Origin of the sequence: Streptomyces sp. NPDC051555, from assembly GCF_044454405.1 — a bacterium.
Lineage (GTDB): Bacteria > Actinomycetota > Actinomycetes > Streptomycetales > Streptomycetaceae > Streptomyces.
This window is the reverse complement of sequence record NZ_JBITDP010000001.1, coordinates 300,761-318,406: the sequence shown is the minus strand read 5'-3', so window position 1 is coordinate 318,406 and position 17,646 is coordinate 300,761. Positions and strand designations below refer to the sequence as shown.

At 73.9% G+C, this 17,646-nt stretch carries 16 protein-coding genes; 5 read left to right on the top strand and 11 right to left on the bottom strand.

Annotation, left to right across the window (positions count from 1 at the left end; all coding sequences use genetic code 11):
• Positions 1 to 52: 52 nt before the first annotated feature.
• Positions 53 to 430 carry a hypothetical protein gene (locus ACIBEA_RS01280; RefSeq protein WP_399256623.1) on the bottom strand — a complete coding sequence of 126 codons (378 nt, stop codon included), beginning with the start codon at positions 428 to 430 and terminating at the stop codon, positions 53 to 55.
• A 157-nt stretch (positions 431 to 587) separates the two neighbouring features.
• Positions 588 to 926: a hypothetical protein gene (locus ACIBEA_RS01275; protein ID WP_399256622.1), complete on the bottom strand. Its 339-nt coding sequence runs from the start codon at positions 924 to 926 to the stop codon at positions 588 to 590.
• On the opposite strand from ACIBEA_RS01275, the gene ACIBEA_RS01270 reads away from it, so the two are divergent.
• Complete coding sequence (locus ACIBEA_RS01270) at positions 925 to 1,266, top strand: hypothetical protein (RefSeq protein WP_399256620.1); 342 nt, start codon at positions 925 to 927, stop codon at positions 1,264 to 1,266. The genes ACIBEA_RS01275 and ACIBEA_RS01270 overlap by 2 nt on opposite strands.
• A 103-nt stretch (positions 1,267 to 1,369) precedes the next feature.
• On the opposite strand, the gene ACIBEA_RS01265 is transcribed toward ACIBEA_RS01270, so the two are convergent.
• The 4 genes from ACIBEA_RS01265 to ACIBEA_RS01250 all read right to left on the bottom strand — a co-directional run bounded on the left by ACIBEA_RS01265 (position 1,370) and on the right by ACIBEA_RS01250 (position 5,801).
• On the bottom strand, positions 1,370 to 1,930 hold the full coding sequence (locus ACIBEA_RS01265) for a hypothetical protein (RefSeq protein ID WP_399256618.1): 561 nt from the start codon (positions 1,928 to 1,930) through the stop codon (positions 1,370 to 1,372).
• Positions 1,931 to 1,933: 3 nt separating this feature from the next.
• Complete coding sequence (locus tag ACIBEA_RS01260; RefSeq protein ID WP_399256617.1) at positions 1,934 to 3,019, bottom strand: SCO0930 family lipoprotein; 1,086 nt, start codon at positions 3,017 to 3,019, stop codon at positions 1,934 to 1,936.
• A gap of 176 nt (positions 3,020 to 3,195) precedes the next feature.
• A complete protein-coding gene (locus ACIBEA_RS01255; RefSeq protein WP_399256616.1) occupies positions 3,196 to 4,644 on the bottom strand; it encodes an NADH-ubiquinone oxidoreductase-F iron-sulfur binding region domain-containing protein in 1,449 nt (482 codons plus the stop codon).
• On the bottom strand, positions 4,641 to 5,801 hold the full coding sequence (locus ACIBEA_RS01250) for a hypothetical protein (RefSeq protein ID WP_399256614.1): 1,161 nt from the start codon (positions 5,799 to 5,801) through the stop codon (positions 4,641 to 4,643). Before ACIBEA_RS01250 ends, ACIBEA_RS01255 begins: the two co-directional genes overlap by 4 nt.
• Before the next feature lie 355 nt (positions 5,802 to 6,156).
• Here ACIBEA_RS01250 and ACIBEA_RS01245 point away from each other — a divergent pair, with 355 nt between their 5' ends.
• The gene (locus tag ACIBEA_RS01245; protein WP_399256612.1) at positions 6,157 to 7,323 is read left to right on the top strand and encodes a PucR family transcriptional regulator; all 1,167 of its coding nucleotides are present in this window, start codon (positions 6,157 to 6,159) and stop codon (positions 7,321 to 7,323) included.
• A gap of 156 nt (positions 7,324 to 7,479) precedes the next feature.
• Here the strand turns inward: ACIBEA_RS01245 and ACIBEA_RS01240 are convergent, their stop codons facing one another.
• On the bottom strand, positions 7,480 to 8,874 hold the full coding sequence (locus ACIBEA_RS01240) for a DUF1996 domain-containing protein (RefSeq protein ID WP_399256610.1): 1,395 nt from the start codon (positions 8,872 to 8,874) through the stop codon (positions 7,480 to 7,482).
• A gap of 14 nt (positions 8,875 to 8,888) precedes the next feature.
• The gene (locus ACIBEA_RS01235) at positions 8,889 to 9,584 is read right to left on the bottom strand and encodes a DUF4142 domain-containing protein (RefSeq protein WP_399257885.1); all 696 of its coding nucleotides are present in this window, start codon (positions 9,582 to 9,584) and stop codon (positions 8,889 to 8,891) included.
• 306 nt (positions 9,585 to 9,890) lie between these two features.
• Between ACIBEA_RS01235 and ACIBEA_RS01230 the strand changes: the two genes are divergently transcribed.
• A complete protein-coding gene (locus tag ACIBEA_RS01230) occupies positions 9,891 to 10,523 on the top strand; it encodes a hypothetical protein (RefSeq protein WP_399256608.1) in 633 nt (210 codons plus the stop codon).
• Between the two features lie 79 nt (positions 10,524 to 10,602).
• Positions 10,603 to 11,277, top strand: a complete 675-nt coding sequence (locus ACIBEA_RS01225; RefSeq protein ID WP_399256606.1) for a DUF6445 family protein — start codon at positions 10,603 to 10,605, stop codon at positions 11,275 to 11,277.
• Between the two features lie 58 nt (positions 11,278 to 11,335).
• Here ACIBEA_RS01225 and ACIBEA_RS01220 read toward each other — a convergent pair whose 3' ends face one another.
• Positions 11,336 to 13,606 carry a HelD family protein gene (locus ACIBEA_RS01220; protein ID WP_399256604.1) on the bottom strand — a complete coding sequence of 757 codons (2,271 nt, stop codon included), beginning with the start codon at positions 13,604 to 13,606 and terminating at the stop codon, positions 11,336 to 11,338.
• A 180-nt stretch (positions 13,607 to 13,786) separates the two neighbouring features.
• Positions 13,787 to 14,221, bottom strand: coding sequence for an SH3 domain-containing protein (locus ACIBEA_RS01215; protein WP_399256602.1), 435 nt, complete (start codon positions 14,219 to 14,221; stop codon positions 13,787 to 13,789).
• 194 nt (positions 14,222 to 14,415) lie between these two features.
• Here ACIBEA_RS01215 and ACIBEA_RS01210 point away from each other — a divergent pair, with 194 nt between their 5' ends.
• On the top strand, positions 14,416 to 16,122 hold the full coding sequence (locus tag ACIBEA_RS01210) for an aspartate:alanine exchanger family transporter (RefSeq protein ID WP_399256600.1): 1,707 nt from the start codon (positions 14,416 to 14,418) through the stop codon (positions 16,120 to 16,122).
• Between the two features lie 15 nt (positions 16,123 to 16,137).
• Here the strand turns inward: ACIBEA_RS01210 and ACIBEA_RS01205 are convergent, their stop codons facing one another.
• On the bottom strand, positions 16,138 to 17,406 hold the full coding sequence (locus tag ACIBEA_RS01205) for a Gfo/Idh/MocA family protein (RefSeq protein ID WP_399256598.1): 1,269 nt from the start codon (positions 17,404 to 17,406) through the stop codon (positions 16,138 to 16,140).
• Positions 17,407 to 17,646 lie beyond the last annotated feature (240 nt).

The window sequence follows — 17,646 nt, the reverse complement described above, 5'->3', positions numbered from 1 at the left end:
ACACGGGCGGGGGAAGGACTGCGCGGCCACCACCCCCGGGGTAACCAGCCGTTCACCGCTGTTCGTTCCCGTCGCCGGTGACCGCCTCACCGATGCCACCGGCGGCAGCGACACCCCGCTCCCCCGGAACGGGCGGCCCGGCGGGCGGAGCCACGGGCGGTAAGGACGCCGGGGCCGGCACCGCCGGGGCCGGACCGCGGAAGTGGTTGGCGTCACCGGTCACGGCGCGTCCGATGCCTTGGCCGGACTGCACCGAACGACTGCCGGCCGCCGCGGGACCGGTCCGCGCGGGGCGGCTCAACCCGTGCGCGGCGAGGGCCACGCCGCCGACGCCGGCCACCGCGCCGACCACGCTGGCCACGCGGTCTCCCGTGTCCAGGTCCACCACCAGGGCGACGATCACCAGGCCCACGGCCACCGCTGCCGACACCGCACAGACCGCTCGCCAGATCCACCGGTTCCCCGGACCAGCCATCCCCGCCACCCCTCTTGGCACACCGTCACCAGTGCGTCCCCACGAACGTCCGGCCTCAACCACGGGAGCACCGGCACGTGGACCGGCCGGCGCTGACCGTGCGGGAGGCGACCTAAGGAAGGTAGACCTCGTCCAGGGTGTCGATGACCCCGCCGGCGCCCAGGTGGTAGCGGAAGGGGAGGCCGGAGTTCGGGTGGGCGACGAGCCACGCGGTGAGCTCGTGCACCGTGACCGGCTTGCTCGCGGAGCCGGCGAGGATCGGGGCCGTCGCGGTGATCTTCGCGGTCTCCGCGAGCGGGAGGTACGTCTCCACGCCGACCGGGGCGAAGGAGGCTCCGTCCGCGTCCGGCGAGCCGCCGCAGGTCCAATTGCCGTACTTGACGATGAGACCGTGCGATCCGCCCTCGGGCGTGTAGCGGTAGAGCGCGATGGTGTCCGGCGAGATCGGCATGACGTGGTCACAACTGGGCTTCGGGGCGGCCGGGGTGGGCTTCTTCACCGGGGCCGCGCTCGCCGACCCCTTCGGTACGGGCGGTACGGACGACACGGCGGCGGACTTCGTCGGCGCGGGCCCGCCGCCGGCCGGGGTCGCGGGGACGGCCGTCGCGGCGGGCCCGGGCGGGGTGGCGCCGGGCTTCGCGCCCGGCGCCACCCCGTTGTCCTGGCAGCCGGTCAGCGCCACCACCCCGCACACGGCGAGGGCCGCCCACGCCCCGCTGGTCCGTCTCCGGCTCCGTACTGCCCGCATGGTCGTCTCCCTCTGCCGTGCCTGCGCGTCGGCAGCACCGTAGCAAGCGGGATCAGGCCATGGGGGCGGCCGGATCCGCATCGTCACCGGCTCGGGATCACGTTGTTGCGGAGTGCGGACGTCCGGACGTACCCGGCCGCGGCCTGTCAGGAGTGCCCCGCGTGCGAGGGCTGTACGGACCCCCCGCCCGCGGGGTCGGGGGACGCCGGGGCGGCGGAACCCGGTTCGGGGGACCCCGCGTGGGAGCCGGTGTGCGCGGCGCCGGAGCGGATGGTGCCGCCGAGGTGCTCGCGGGCCGGGGCCAGTGCCTCGGGCGAGGCGGCGGTGACGACCCAGCGCTCCCCCACGAGGTAGGTGCCGCCGTAGGCCTGCGATTCGGCCAGCCAGGCCGCCTGACCCGCGTCGGCGGTGAAGGTGGCCATGCGGTAGCCCTCCTTGCCCGCGCCGCAGGCGCCCTCGCGCAGTTCGTCCGCCTCGACCGTCACCTCCGCCGTGCAGCCGAGGGCCGCTGCGAGCTCCTGGATCGTGCGGGATCCGGACCCGGCGGGAGCGGCGGGCGCGGCGCGCACGACGGGCGCGGAGGACCCTTCGTGCGCGGCGGACCCTCCGTGCGCCGTGGGCGCACCGCAGGCGGCGCACAGGAGGGACAGGGACAGGGCGGTCGCCGCGAGGACACGGCGGCCGGTGGTGCGCGGCCGGTTCGGCACGGATCAGCCCGCCGCCGGGGCCTTCTTGCCCGCGTCGGTGACCGCGAACCAGAGCCCCTGCTTGTTGTGCCCGTTGGTCTGGCCGGGCGCGGTGTCACCGGTGAAGGTGTAGACGGGCCAGCAGTCGATCGTCAACTGCATCGAGCCGTCGGGCCGTTTCACCGATCCGACCAATGCCTCGGGAATTCCGTTCACCTTCTTCTTGTCCACCGCCGCGGCCGGCTTCCACGTATCGAGACAGGCGCCGAGGCAGCCGAATTTCATCGGCCAGGCACTGTCCTTGTTGAATCGATAAAGGGTGCGGCCCTGTCCGTCCACGAGGATGTTCCCGAGCTTCGCGTCCTTCGTGACGGAGAGTTCCGCGCCCTTTTGGTCCGCGCCGCTCTGACCAGCGCCCTGCTGGTCCGCGCCCATCTGACCGGCGCCCATTCCGGCCATGGTGGAGCCGTCCGCCGGTTTCGCCCCCGTCCCCTTCTGGTCCACGGCCTTCTTCCCGTCGGCCGCCAGCGCGTGCCAGGTGCCGCCGACCCCCTCTCCCTTCGCCTCGCCCGCCTGGGTGTCCTTGGCGTACCGGTACACGGGCCAGCCCGCGAGGGTGAGCTGGCGGCTCCCGTCCGGCCGGACGACCGCGCCCAGCAGGTCGGCCGAGATGCCCGCCGAGGCCGTGGCGTCGTCCGCCGGTACGGCGGGCCAGGTCGTGGCGCAGGTACCGTCGCAGGCGGACTTGGGCGGCTGGGCGGTGTCCTTGTCGAACCGGTAGAGGGTGGCGCCGGCCCCGTCGGTGACCACGTTGCCCACCGACTGGATCGCCCGTACGGCCAACTGCCCGGCCGGGGCGCCCTTCGCCCCGGCGGCGCTCCCGGAACCGGCGGCCGGGTCCGCCGCGGAGTCCGCTCCGTATCCGGATCCCGATCCGTAGCCGGAGCCGTACCCGTCACCGTTCCCGTTGCCACCGCTCGGGGATTTGCTGCCGGCCGGCTGCGCCGCGTTCGCCGTACGGAAGTTCTCCGTGTCGCTCCCGCAGCCCGCGGCCAGCAGTACCACCGCGGCCACCGATCCCAGCATGACCCCACGACGCTTGTTGTTCACGATTTCTCCTTCTGCCGAAGACATCCGGTGAATAGGGATGGTGAATGGGGGTGAAGGGGGCCCTATGAAGGGACCGACGCTTTCACGCCCTGTTCCATTCATAGGGCCCGCGGACCCCCGCACCTTCGGATCTCCCGGAATTTGTCAGATCGCGCCAAAGGGTGAACTGCCGAGAACTACTCCTGAATACGCAGAGCGAGCGCGGGACAACGCCGCACCGCGCGCAGGGCCTTCGGGCGCAGTTGCACGGGGACCTCCATGACCCCCTGCGCCGGATAGCCGTCGCCGTCCAGCCGGACGACGTCGGGCAGCAGGTCCACGCACAGGCCGTGGCCCTTGCACAGGGTCCAGTCCACGACGAGGCGTTCGGGGTTCGCGTCGGCGGGCAGCGGCAGGGCGCCCAGCACGCGGCGCCCGCAGCCGCTGCCCACGGCGTGGTCGCGGAACTCGTCCGGGAAGACGGCGAGCGCCGAGGCCACGAAGGACGACGTGCCGTCGGGGTGGCTGCACGCGCCGCGGCGGCGCACCGCCCGCATCCGGGCCTCCACCGCTTCGAGTGCGGCCCGGCCGCCGCCGGCCACGAGGTCGGCGACGGCTCCGGCGAGCGATGGCAGCCCCCGGACGCACGGGCCGCACTGTCCGGCGCTCTCGTCGGCCATCCAGCGCACCACCCGGGCCACTTCGCCCGCCGGACAGGTGTCCTCGGGCAGCGGCAGCACGGCGCCGGCGCCGAGCACCGCGTCGTACGCGGCCAGGGACTCCCGGGAGAGCGCGGCGGACAGCGCCGCCCCCGGGGTCAGCCAGCGGCCGTGGAAGCCCCCGACCAGGACGCCCTGGCCGGGTCCCGTTCCGCACAGCCCCAGTACGTAGGCGAGGGAGGTCCCCGTGGGCACCTCCACCACCGTCGAACCGGCGACCGTCAACAAGATGGTGCCCGGTTCCGCGGGGAGCCCGACGGCCCGGTAGTCCAGTGCGCCGAGCCGGGCGGCGACGGCGAGCTGGGCGTAGGTCTCGGTGTTGGACAGCAGCGTCGGCAGGCCGCCGAGCCCGCGTTCGCTCGTGCGGACCTTCTGCCCGGACGGGAGGGCCTTGCCGCCGTCCAGCCCCGCGATCAGGGCGGTCCCCTCGCCCGTGACGAACCGCTCGGGCAGCCGGGTGACGCGGACCCGGCTGCCGGTGGCGCCGCGTTCGGCGACGGCGGCGCGCGCGGAGCGTTCCACGTCCTCCCGGGTCACGCCGACGACCACCTCCTCCGCGCCCAGTGCGGCGGCGGCGAGCAGGGCGCCGTCGAGCACGAGGTGCGGGGCGTGCAACCACAGCGCGGCGTCCTTGAGGCAACTCGGTTCCCCTTCGGTGCCGTTGACGACCACCGCGGTGCGGCCCTCGCGCCCGCGGGCGGCGCGGGTCACGGCCCGTAGCTTGCGGGCGAAGGGGAAGCCCGCCCCGCCCCGCCCGCGCAGGTCCGTGTTCTCGGCCAGGGCGAGCAGTTCGTCGGGGCGGTACCGGGGCGGGCTGCCGTGTACGGCGAGGTGGCCGCGCCGGTCGAGCCGCTCCGCGACGTCGAGCCCGGCCAGCAGCCGGGGGTGCCCCACGCAGCCGAGGGCCGGGTGGGGCGCGTACGTCACTGCCGGCCCCGGATTCCGTCGAGGGGTCCGACGGGCCGGTCGGCGCCCGCCACGAAGCCGGTGACACCGAACACCGGTTCGTACGGCTGCGGTTCGGGCCAGGGCAGTACGGGCATCGGAGCCGGCGCGGTCCGGCCCGCCACCACCGGCGCGGCGGCCATCGTCGGGGTCAACGGCGCGGGGGGCGCCAGTGGTGCGGGAGGTATCAGCGGCGGGGCGAGCGGGGCCGGGGGGCCGACCCGTACCTCCTGCGGGGATCCGGGCCGGTCCGGTCGGCCCGCGAGGCGGGCGGTCGGGCGGTCACCGGGCCGTTCCGCGGTCGGGTGGACGAACGAGCGGGTGGCAGCGGGGCCTTCGCCCGGTACCCCGGGGGCCGCGGGCGCGGGGGCGGCGGCCGTCCGGGCGCCCTGGGCGGGCTCGGCGCGCAGCCGGCCGCGCAGTCGCAGGGCGAGCACGCCCGCGACCGCGATCAGGCACAGGGCGTACGTGACGGTCACCCACCCGCTGGCGGGGCGGCCCGACTTGAGCCCGTGCACCAAGGAGGCGCCCCAGGCCGGGTAGGCACCCATGTGCAGCGCCCGCCACCACATCGACCGGCCCTTGGTGGCGAAGGCGCTGCGCACCGCGCCGGAGACCGCGACCGCCACGAAGAGGTACCCGGCGAGCGTGCCCAGCCCGATGAGCAGGGCCTGGTCGGGATCCGCGAAGGGGACGACGACCGCGGTGGCGGTGGTGTGCGACTCGGCGACCTTGACCCAGACGTGCAGGGCGAGGAAGCCCAGCCCCGCGACGGCGAGGCCGCGGTGCGCGCCCTGGGCCGCGAGCCGGTGGCCCGAGGCGAAGAGGGTCCGGTCGGTGGCGGCCAGGCCCCACAGGACGGCGGAGGTGAGCGAGACGAGCGAGAGCACGCCCGCCCCGTAGTCGAGGAAGTCCCACAGGTGGGACAGGGCGCCCGCCTGGGCGGCCACGCCCAGGGAGACCAGGGCCGCGAGGGCGGCGGCGGCCAGGGCACCCGGGTGCGGGCCGCCCCGCGCGGAGAGCAGGGGTGGCCGTCGCAGGGCGCGGCGGCCGACCGCGGCGGCCGCGGCGGCGCCGGCGTGGCGTCTGGTGCGCAGGGCCCGGTGGGAGCGGGGCGCACGGATCTGGGACAAGGGCATCGAGTTCTCCCATACGCCAGGACCGAGCACTCCACGTCACGCGCTCGGCGCCCGGGGTGATCGTCGGAACTGCTCGGCAGCGGGCGGCAGATGGGTGCCTCGCCGACCGGGAGCGGGGGCCGGAGTGCATGAGCATCGTGGAGCTTCGCAACGTCTCCACAGGATTTATCGAAACGTGACAACTTCTGGTGCCCACAGCGTCATCGCATCGAGTATCCCCGGAAGATTCCCTTCCAGTGGTGCGGATGTGACCGGGTTGACGCCCGGTTCGCCGCTACACAGGGGGAGGCGGGCCCCGACGGGGCGTGCCACCCTCCCACGGGACAGGCCGTACCCCGGCATGAACGAGGTAACAATGTGCGAACTTCTCAACCGCATCTGGTCCCGCCCGCGCGGCGAATGGACCCGGGTCCTGCGAAAGGAACTGCCCGCCCTGGCCGCCAGCATCATGGAGGAACTCCGCGACGGGCTGCCGGAGTTCTCCACGCTGGTCGAGGACCTCGGCGACGACGTGGTCAGACAGCAGGTGGAGGCGGCCCTGCTCACGGTCCTCGGTTACCGCGAGAGCGCCACCGGCACCTGCGGCGGCGAGGCGGAACCCGATCAGGGGGTCGCGGACCGGCAGGACTTCCCGGAGCGGCCCCGGATCCCCAAGCAGCGCGACGACGAGCCCGGTGCCCGAGCCCCGCGCCCCGCCCTGTCCGCCGTGCCCACCCAAGGCTCCGGCAACGCCGCCGACCGCGCGCGGCGGGAGCTCTTCACCGTCCTCACAGGTGACATGGCCATGGCTGACGTGCTCCTCGCCGAGCTCGCCGAGGCCGCGCACTGGCCCCTGCCGGACAGCGTGCGCGCCGTCGTCCTGGCCACCCCCGGAGACACCCAGCAGCTGGCGTCCGTACTGGACGACGGCCTCGTGGGCATGGTGGGTGGCCAGCCGTGCCTGCTCGTCCCCAGCCCCGAGCCGGACGCCCGGGGCGCCCTGGAGGGCGCCCTGCGCGGCCGTTTCGCGGCCGTCGGCCACCCCGTCGCCCTGCGCGACAGCGCCTCCTCACTGCGTTGGGCACTGCGGCTGCTGGCCCTCACCCCGACCCGTGCGGGACTGGACGCGCGGGCCGTCTTCGTGGACGACCACCTCTCGACCCTGTTGCTGCTGCAGGACGAACCCCTGGCGCACGCGCTGGCCGCGCGCTGGCTGCGGCCCTTGAACGACCTCACCCCCCGCCAGAGCGAGCGGCTCGAAGTGACCCTGCTGGCCTGGTTGGAGGGCGGCGGCGCGCCCGAGGCGGCGAAGGCGCTGAGCGTGCACCCGCAGACCGTCCGCTACCGCATGCGGCAGCTGGAGAAGCTCTTCGGCCCCGGGCTGCGGGACCCGCGCACCCGGTTCGAACTGGAGATGGCCCTGCGCAGCCGCCGCCTGATGGCCCAGGTGCGGCGCCAGCACTCGCGCGTGGGCCGCAGGGCCCGCACCGTCACGGCGGACTTCCGCCCGCTGGACGTCATGGCCCGCGTCAACGGTCTCTGACCCGAACCCCCGACCGCTCCCCCACCCACGGGCTCCGGCCCCTCCCCCGCCCGTACGGCGGAGGAGGGGCCGGAGCCGCACTCGGGACGGCGCTGGGGAGGTGGAGGGGGACGCCGCCCCGAGGGTCTGGTGCCCCCGGGACCCGGGGGCCGCCCGTCAGCGGCAGGAGCGCCCGCCGTTGATGCAGCGCACCGCGTTCGCCATGAGCCCGTCCGACATCACGTTGATGAAGTCGCCGTGGTCGGTGACCGGCTTGTGCAGCTGCTCCGGGAAGCTGTCCACCGCGAACCGCGAACCGGCCGGCACCCCGTAGACGATCCGCTGGACCAGCTGCGGGATCGCCTTGAAGCCCGCGGGGCAGGCCCCGTTCGCCCCCGCGAAGGCCACGTGGGTACGGTGGTTGGCACTGTCGGTGTTGCGGCCGTCCCAGCAGCTCTGGAAGGTGAAGGTCCGCACGACGTCACTGCCCTTGGGGCAGATCGGGTACTTGTCCTTGAGCTGGCGGTTCTCGAATCCGGTGCAGCTCCAGGAGGCGTTGGCGTTGGCGACGCCGTTGGTGAAGGCCTTGGCGTCACCGGTGATGATCCGCAGGAACCGCGGCATGGCCGTGACCTTGGCCGCCGGGCTGCCCTTGAAATCGGTCGTCACCTGCTTCGGCTTCAAGATCGTGCCCACGTTCGCGTCCTTGCCGCCGCCGGGCGCCTGCGCGTCGCGTTCCGCCCGGCCGTCGCGCAGCCGCAGCACCGGCCAGTAGTAGGTGGACTGGTCGCCGTTGGTACAGGTGGTCCCGGCCGCGGCCAGGCTCTGGTTGGTGGAGAAGGCGTCCGTGGTCTTGTTGCCGACGTAGTCGTGCATGTGGTGGGCGCCGTTGCCGACACCGGGCGCGACGATCACGTTGTCGGGGTTCAGGTGGCGGTTCTCGTTGCGGCCGCAGTTCACGGCGAGGGATCCGGTCGAGGCGCGGGACGAGGGCGCGGGGGTGCGCACGTTCGGACGGACGGTGTTGATCGCGACGAAGTCGCTGCGCGCCGGGCCCCCGCTGCCCGCACCGCCCTTGCGGGCCGCGTCCTGGGCGTCGCCCCCGGCGTCCGCGGCGGCCCGGGGTTCGTCCGCCGGGTCCGCGGCCGCGGCCTGCTTCATCACGCAGGATCCGAGCGCCTCCAGACCTTCGGGGCGGGCCGAGGCCCGGCCGAGCGCGTCGGTGAGCCGGCCGATGGTCGTACCGCGCTGCTGCTTCAGCGTGCCGAGCAGGGCGTCGCCGCGGGCGCGGCCCGAGGCCAGTTTCGTGTAGGCGTCGGCGACCTGGGCGTCGAGCTGGGCGAGGTTGTCGTCGACCTCCGCGCGGGCCTGCTCGGGGACGGTGCGCAGCTTGTCGCCGACGTCGGGGCAGTCGATGGTGGCGGTCACCGGGGCGCTCCGGGTCGAGTCCTGGCCCGCGGAGGCCTGCTGGGTGACGATCACGACTCCCCCGCCGCCCAGGACGAGGGCGCCGGCGAGGGCGAGGGCCTTGTGCGTCGGCCTCAGACGGCGTTTGTGGCCGTTCTTGCTCATGCGATCACTTCACTTCACTTCGTCGGTCGGGGGACCTGGGAGGGGGAGGGGGTGGGGGTGGGAGCGGCATCGGCGAGCCCGTCGAAATCGACCAGCCCGCTGGCTTCGAGGACCGAAATGTGGTCCAGCACCGTGGTGTTGGCGTCGGTGGCCAGCTTCCGGACCATGGAGTTGCGGGTCTGCGCGCGGATCTGGGCCACCAGGGCGAAGACCTTGCCGTGCGCCCGGCGCAGCAGCTGGACGAAGAGCCGTTCGTACTCGGCGCCCTGGGCGCGGTCCAGTTGGCCGAGCCAGCCCTGCTGCTGGTCGCTGGGGCGGTCGGGCAGGTCGATTCCGAGGGCCTCGCCCACCTCCAGGACGCGCCGGTCGAGTTCGGTGTGGCCTTCGACCAGGTGCTCCCCGGCGGTGCGCACGGCGGGCCTGGTGCCGCGCTGTTGGGCCTGGCGTCCCGCGGGCAGCTCCCACAGTCCGGCGAGCCGCACCTTGCGGACGAAGTCCCGGTCCTGGGGGCTCAGCGGACCGAAGGCCGTGCTCAGGGTCCCGGCGCCGTCGTCGTCCGCGGCCGGCGCTTTGGCGGACGCGGCCGCGGCCGCCGTGGCGGCGTTCTTCCCGCCGAACTTCTGCACCGGGATCAGCAGGGCGACCAGGGTGAAGGCGAGGGCTCCGATGACCACGCCCGTGCCGATCACCTGGCGCGAAGCGCGCGACATGCCGGCGAGGGACGAGCGGCGGAATGACAGCACTGTGCCTCCTTGTGCGGGTCCGGGAAGCCGCGCCGTGTCTGCCTGCGGCGCGGTGCTCCCGGGTGCCAAGGGACGCTAGGCGAGTTGGGGGGCCCGTACGGAAGGGCCATCACGAACGGACAAAGATCCGGGCGGTCCGCCGGGCGGATGGTACGGTTCCGCCCGGCCGTCCCCGGATCGCCCGGGCAATGCACCCGTTCCCAACTCCTGCGTCGTGCGGCGTGGTTGAGTGGCAGCGAGCCATGTGTAAGCCCCCGTGACAGGAGACGCGCGATGCGCCGGTACGGACCCGCCCGCCCCGCCCTCACCGCCCTGACGGCCCTCGCGCTCGCCCTCGTCGCCACGGGCTGCGGCGGCGGCGACGGCGCGTCGAAAGAGGTCTCGCAGGAGGGCAAGGGGGGCTATCCGTGGGTGGCCACCGACGAGATCTGCAACGCCCTGCCCTACGGGAAGCTCACCGACCTGCTCGGCAGCCGCGAGGAGGTCGCCGACCGGGCCAAGCGGACCGGTGGCGGCGCCCCCGGCTTCACCTGCACCCAACCGCTGGCGGAGCGCGGCGCCGTCACCTACGGGGGCGTGAAGGTCGAGGTGGGGTTCAGCTTCACGGAGGGCGTCGACTTCGCCAAGCAGGTCTTCGCCGCCGGCCGCAAGGACACCCCCACCACCGTGCCGGACGGCCATCTGGTGGACGTCGCGGGCGTCGGCCGGGAGGCCATCCGGTTCGGCTACGACAAGCCGACCGAGCTGCACCAGGTCAGGGAACTCCAGGTCAGGGACAGCAACTTGCTCCTGACCGTGGTGCTCACCGCGGACGCCCGCCAGCAGCCGACGCCGGAGAGCCTGGGGAAGCTGGACGCGGCCGTCGACTCCTTCGCCCGGGGCGTCCTGGACGCCGTAGCGAAATGACCGTACATGAACAACCCTTGACGCAAGGTTGACGCTCCCTTCGACCGCCCCGACCGCCCCGGCCGTTACGGTCCCTCCCATGTCCACACGACCGACCGCCCTCCCGGTCCTCCCCTACCGCAAGCCCACCCGGGGCCGCGACTACTGGATCCTGGACGACGTGCTCCCCGACCCGGACGCGGTCCGGGAGCGCGCGCTGGCCCGGGACGACTGGACCGAGGGGTACCCGCACAAGCCCGAGAGCTGGCCCGGGCTGCGCGTCATGCCGGGGCTGGACCCGGGCGAGCTGGAGCGGGTGGAGCGCCTGGTCCGCAAGGCCACCGGCGCCCGCGAACTCTGGGCCGAACGGCCCGCCGGCGGCGGCACCTTCAACCACAACTGCGTGCAGGTCGTCGGCGCGGGCGAGTGCGAGCCCCGCCCGCACACCGACTCGCGCAGCCTGTGCCGCTACGCCGCCGTGCTGTACCTCAACCCCCGCGTGCCCAAGGGGTGCGGGACCAGCTTCTACCGCCAGAGCCTGCCCGGCGGGGTGCTCGGCGGCAATCAGGTGATCGCCCCGCACAACACCCTGGTCGACGCCCTGGGCACGCGGTTCGTCGCGCCGGACTCCTTCGTCCCCGACGTCGAGGTCCCGCACCGCGCCAACCGGCTGCTGCTCTACTCCGCGAACATGATCCACAGCGCCACCGACTACTGCGGCGCCACCCTGGAGGACAAGCGGATGACCGCCGTCTTCTTCTGGAAGGCGGCCTGACCCCGCCCGCACGGGTGCGGGCGGGAACGGGCGGCGACGGTCACGGCCCCGGATCGGCTCAGCCCAGCCCGGCCGGGAGCCGGCCCGTGTGCAGCACGCCCAACATCTGCGTGGCGCGCGTCAATGCCACGTACAGGTCGCTGGACGACAGGTCCGCGGGCTCGACCACGACGACCGTGTCGAACTCCAGCCCCTTGGCCTGGCGCGGGTCGAGCAGGACGACCGGCCGGGTCAGGTCCGGCTCCTCCCCCGACCGTACGTCCACGTCCGTGGCGGCCAACGCCGCTGCCAGCGCCGCGTGCAGCGGCCGGGGCGCGATCACCGCGAGCCTGCCCTGCGCCGCACCGTGCTCGGCGACGGCTCCGGCGACCGCACCCGGCAGGTCGTCGGCCTCCCGGACCCAGGGCGCGACCCCGGTGGAGCGCACCGAGCGGGGCGGTTCGAAGCCGGGGTGGTGGGCCCGCAGCACGGCCGCCGCGAGCTCCATCACCTCCGCGGGCGTGCGGTAGTTGACCCCGAGCCGGGCCAGCTCCCAGCGATCGCCGACGTACGGCTCCAGGATCCGCTCCCAGGAGCCGCAGCCGGCCTCGTCGCCCGTCTGCGCCGGGTCGCCGACCAGGGTCATCGAGCGGGTGGGGCAGCGGCGCATCAGCAACCGCCAGGCCATTTCGGACAGTTCCTGGGCCTCGTCGACGATGACGTGTCCGAAGGCCCAGGTCCGGTCGGCCGCGGCGCGCTCGGCCGCGCCGCGGTGGTCCTCCTCCTCCTGCCGCTCGGCCATCCGCTCGGCGTCGATGAGGTCGTGGGCGGCGAGGAACTCGCTCTCCTCGTCCTCGAACTCGTAGGACTCCGAGCCCTGCGAGAGGTCGAGCACGCCCTGCGCGTACGCGACGCGCCGCTGGCGGTCGCGCTCCTCGGCGGCGCGCAGCGCGCTGTCGTCGGTGCCGAGCAGCTCGGCGGCCTCGTCCAGCAGCGCGACGTCCGCCGGGGTCCACGCGCCGTCGGTGCGCCGGACCAGGTCGGCCTCCTCGGGTGCGAGGTGCGTGGGATCGGCGAGGAAATCGGTGATCAGCCGCTCCGGGGTGAGGGAGGGCCACAGGACGTCGATGGCGGCGTGCACCGCGCCGCTGGTGGCGATCTCCTTGCCCAGTTGGGCGACGTCGTCGGGGCCGAGCAGGTTGGGGCCGCCGTACGGGTCGGCGCCGAGCCGGTCGGCGAGCTGCTCGGTGAGCGCGTCGATGATCCGGAAGGCGAAGTAGGGGCGGGCGAGGTTGTGCGGCAGGCCGGTGGCGCGGGCCCGGTCGCGGGCCTCGTGCGCCATCGTGCGGTGCAGCAGCAGGGTCCCGTAGTCGTCGTGGTCGATCTCCAGCGCGGCCTCGGGGACGGTGTCCGTGTCCTCGCCGAGCCCCTCGGGCACGTGCTCCGGCAGCGTCTGCCGGTCGCTGACGACCCGGGCCAGTACGTCGGCCATGGCGGCGCGGCCCTTGACGGCCGCGGCGCCGGGCCGGTCGGCGGCGGTGGCGTGCACCCCGGGGAAGAGCTCGCCGAGGGTGGCGAGCAGGACGCCCGTCTCGCCCAGGGCGGGCAGCACCTGGCCGATGTAACCGAGGAACGCGGGCCCCGGGCCGACGATCAGGACGCCGCGCTTGGCGAGCAGTTCGCGGTGCGCGTAGAGCAGGTACGCCGCCCGGTGCAGGGCGACGGCGGTCTTGCCGGTGCCCGGGCCGCCCTCGACGACCAGCACGCCGCGGTGCGGCGAGCGGATGATGCGGTCCTGCGCGGCCTGGATGGTGCGCACGATGTCGTGCATGCGGCCGGTGCGGGCGGCGTCGAGCGCGGCGAGCAGTACGGCGTCCGCGTCGGCGCCCTCGTGGCCGGTGCGCTCGGCGTCGGTGAGGTCGAGGATCTCGTCGTGCAGGGCGGTGACCAGGCGGCCGCGGGTGGTCAGGTGCCGCCGGCGGCGCAGCCCCATGGGATGGTGGCCGGTGGCGAGGTAGAAGGGGCGCGCCACCTCGGCCCGCCAGTCCAGGACGAGGGGGGTGCGGTCCGCGTCGTCCCGGCGGATTCCGATGCGGCCGATGTGGTGGTCACGGCCGTCGGAAAACTCCAGCCGGCCGAAACACAGGCCGTTCTCGCCCGCGTTCAGGGCGGAGAGCAGCCCGGATTGTTCGGCGACCATGACATCGCGCTCCAAGCGGGCCTGGAAACCGGTCCCGATGTCGCGCAGGGCGCCCCGTACGGTGTGTTCGGCCTGTTCGCGCAGGTCGTCGAGGCGGTCGTACAGCTCGGTGATGAATTGCTGCTCATTCTCGAATTCCGTGGTTGACAATTCCACTCCCGACGCGATACAGTGTTCCCATAAGCTTGTTCATGGCTTTCGCATGCCCCATGAGGCGGCGAAGTCGTGAATCATCAAATATACGCAGAGAAATACCCCGGTCGTCAATCCGACCGGGGTATTTCTCTTATGCGGAACCCAGACGCTTCAGGCCTTCAGGCATTCGACCGCTCAGAGCCGGCACCACTTCACCGGGGTCAGGTCCTTGACGTAGCGCGCGGCGACCCACGCCTCCACCTTGGTGTTGAGGCGGTACCAGAGGTGGTTGTCCCCGACCTTCTCGCCGCGCTCCTTGCAGAGGATCTCCAGCTTCTGGTGCGGGTGGACCCGGCCCAGGTCGCGCGAGTGGGTGGTCGGCCTGCTGCGGACGGTCAGCGGGCCCTTCGAGATGACCTTGCCGAGCGCGTACTTGCGCTGCGGGTCCTTCTCGGGCTCCGGCATGGCGCCCGGGTGACCCGCCCCCCACTGCTCGTTGGACATGATCTGCGTCGCCGGACCCTCGTCCGCCACCGCGGCGCCCGCACCGCTCAGACCGAGCAGCAGACTGCCCGCGGCGAGGGCGAGGACCGTCCTGGTGGGCTTCGACGTGATCGAGGTGATCGACATGTGCGGCTCCCGTGCGAAGACTTCCGGCGACCCGTCCGGTCGCCCGGGACGACTATGGCCCTGCGCCCCCGCCCGCCCCGGCCCGCCGCGCGCGTCCGATCGGGTGGACCCGGCCGGGGAGCGGGGATCCGACGCCGCCGGGCTCGCGGGGCGCACGGAAGATGGGCGGACGCGGACCGGGGAGGCGGACGTCCATGGACTGGCTGCGCGCGCACGTCTTCGAGCCGTACCCGGAGCTACTGGTCTTCCTGACCGTCGCCGTCGGCTTCCAGATCGGCCGGATCCGCTACCGGACCTTCGCGGTCGGGGCGGTGACCGGCTGCCTGGTCGCCGGGCTGCTCATCGGTTCGCAGACCCACGTGGAGATCACCGGACCGATCAAGTCCGTCTTCTTCCTGATGTTCCTCTTCGCCCTCGGCTACGACGTGGGGCCCAAGTTCTTCCGCTCCCTGCGCAAGGACGCCGCCCCGCAGGTCCTCCTCACCCTCGTCGTCTGCGTCAGCGGACTCGCCGTCTGCTGGGGCCTCGCCCACCTGCTCGGCTACGGGCCCGGGCTGGCCGCCGGACTGCTGGGCGGGGCCCTCACCCAGTCCGCCGTCATCGGGGTCGCCGCCGACACCATCGGCCAGCTGCCCGGCCTCGACACCGCCGCGGCCCAGGAGCAGGCGCACCTCGTCGCCGTCGCCTACGCCGTCACCTATCCGCTGGGCACCGTACTGCCCGCGATCCTGCTGCCCACGGTGTTCCCGCGGCTGCTGCGCCGGGACCTGGCCGTCGACAGCGCGCTGCTCGGCGCCGAGCTCGAAAGCAGCGGGCCGGATCCGGACCTGGACGCCGGCAAGGGCTACTACCAGCACGTACTGCGCGCCTACGACGTGGACGTGGAGGGGTTCGCGGGCCGCGGCATCGGCGAGTTCGAGGCGGAGCAGCGGGAGTTGGACCGGCGGATCTACATCACCCGGGTGCGGCGGGACGGGAAGGTCGTCGACCACGACCCGATGACCCTGCTGCGGCTCGGGGACACCGTCGCGGTGAGCGCCGTGCGCGGGGACCTGGTCGCCTTCGACGCGCGGACGCACATCGGCATGGAGTCCGACGACATGGAGCTGCTGGGCTACCGGACGGAGACCCTGCACATCGTGCTCACCGACCGCGCCTACGACGGCACCACGATCCGGACCCTGCGCCACGCGGACTTCATGACCGGGGTGTTCATCGTCAGCCAGGAGCGCGCGGGGGCCGAGCTGCCGATGGGGCGGGGCAACGCGCTGCGCCGCGGCGACACCCTGGTGATCACCGGACCGCAGCCGCTGGTGGAGACGGCCGCGGCGCACCTGGGCACGGCGGTGCCGACCACCTTCGCGACCGACATGGTGTGGATCGCCAGCGGGCTGTTCATCGGCGGGTGCATCGGCATTCCGGCCCTGCACGCGGCGGGCGCCCCGCTGTCGCTGTCCACTTCGACCGGGGCCCTGCTGATGGGGCTGGTCTTCGGTCACGTCCGCAGCAAGCGGCCGACGTACGGGAACCTGCCCTCGGCGGCGCAGTGGCTGCTCGGCACGCTGGGGCTGTGCATGTTCGTGACCATCGTCGGGCTCAACGCCGGACCGAGCTTCGCGAGCGGGCTGGTCCGGGCGGGGTGGCCGTTGCTGGTCGGCGGGGCGGTGGCGACCTCGGTACCGCTGCTGGTCGGCTTCGCCTTCGGCCACTTCGTCCAGCGCATCCCGCTGCCGACGCTGATGGGCGCGCTGTCCGGGGCGCAGACCACGACGGCGGCGATCGGCGCGCTGAACGAGCGGGCGCGCAGCCAGATCCCGGGGCTGGGGTGCACCGTCCCGTACGCGCTCGGCAACGTGCTGCTGACCCTGTGGGGTTCGGCCATCGTGCTGCTGACGGGCTGAGCCGCGCGAGCGCGCTCACCGCGGTACGTCGACGGGCGCACCGAGGGCGCGTGCGCGCTCGGCGGCCCAGACCAGGCGGTGCGTGGCCAGGCTGGTGCGGGGTCCGGAGAGCAGGAGGTCTCCGTCGCCGGTCGCCACCGCGGCCAGGAACGCCTCGGTCAGGGCCAGGTCCCCGCCCCCGTGGCCGCCCTGCGGCGACCCCCCGGCGGGTGCGACCAGCTCCTCGCGGCCGGTGCGGAAGTCGGTGACGCGCAGGGTGGCGCCGTCGCCCTCGATGTGGCCGTGGGTGCCGAAGAGCCGGGTACGGCGGTCGCTCATGGGCGTGAAGGCGCTGACGGTGAAGGTGGCGGTGGCGCCGTCGGCGAATTCCATCGCGACGACCTGGTGGTCGGCCGCGTCGTTGTCGCAGGCGTACACGCAGCGGCCGTACGGCCCGGTGCGCAGTGCTTCGCGCACGGCGGCCCCGGTCGGTTCGGGCGTCACCGCGGACAGCGGCCAGAACTCGCGGCGCGGATCCCCGAGGCAGTCGAGGTAGAGGCGGGGCGCGGAGTAGGGGCAATCGGGCTCGACCGCGCAGTCGGTGCAACGGGCCGCGGCGCCGGGCGGGGCGCCCTCGGGCCGGAAGTGCGTGCGGCGGCCGTAGGACATGACGGTCGCCGGGGAACGGCCGAAGAGGTGCACGAGCCAGTCGAGGTCGTGGCAGGCCTTGGTGAGCAGGAGCGGGCCCGAGGTGTCGGAGCGGCGCCAGTTGCCGCGGACGAAGGAGTGCGCGAAGTGCCACCAGCCGACGGGCTCCAAGTGCTCGGCGCCGACGAGGCGGCCGATCCGGCCCTCGTCGAGGAGCGCTTTGAGGGTCCGGGTGTAGGACGTGTAGCGCAGCACGTGGCACACGGCGAGGAGGACGCCGTGGCGCTCCGCGGCGGCGGCGATCCGCTCGGCCTCGGGCTGCTCGGCGGCCATCGGCTTCTCCACCAGGAGGTGGTGGCCGGTGGCCGCCAGGGCGACGGCGGGCCCGGTGTGCATCCGGTCCTGGGTGGCGATGATCGCGGCGTCGGCGTGGCGGCCGGCGGCGGCCAGGGCCCGCCAGTGGGGGTGGACCCGGTCGGGCGGGACGCCGAACTCGGCCGCGGCGGCGGCGCGTCGGGTCGGGTCGGGCTCCGCGAGGGTGGTGACGCGGCCGGCGCCGGTCGCGTGCGCGTGCCGGGCGTAGGTCAGGCCGCGCAGGCCCGCTCCGACCAGGGCCAGGGTCACTGGCGTGGCCGGGGGGCGGGGGTGCGTCGTCATGCGGGCCTCCTGTGACGGGGGTACGGGGTACGGGGGTACGGGGGTACGGGGGTACGGGTTGTGCTGGCCGCGGAGCGGTCGGGCCGGTGGCGGTCGGGTCGGTGCGGTCCGTGGGGCCTCCGGCGGCGCCTCAAACGCCGGCTGGGCTGGATGGGGCGGTCCGTGGGGCCTCCGGCGGGGCTGAATTCGGCATGGGGTTGCTCTGCCCCGGGTGGGGGGTGGTGAAGCGTTGGTCGCTCG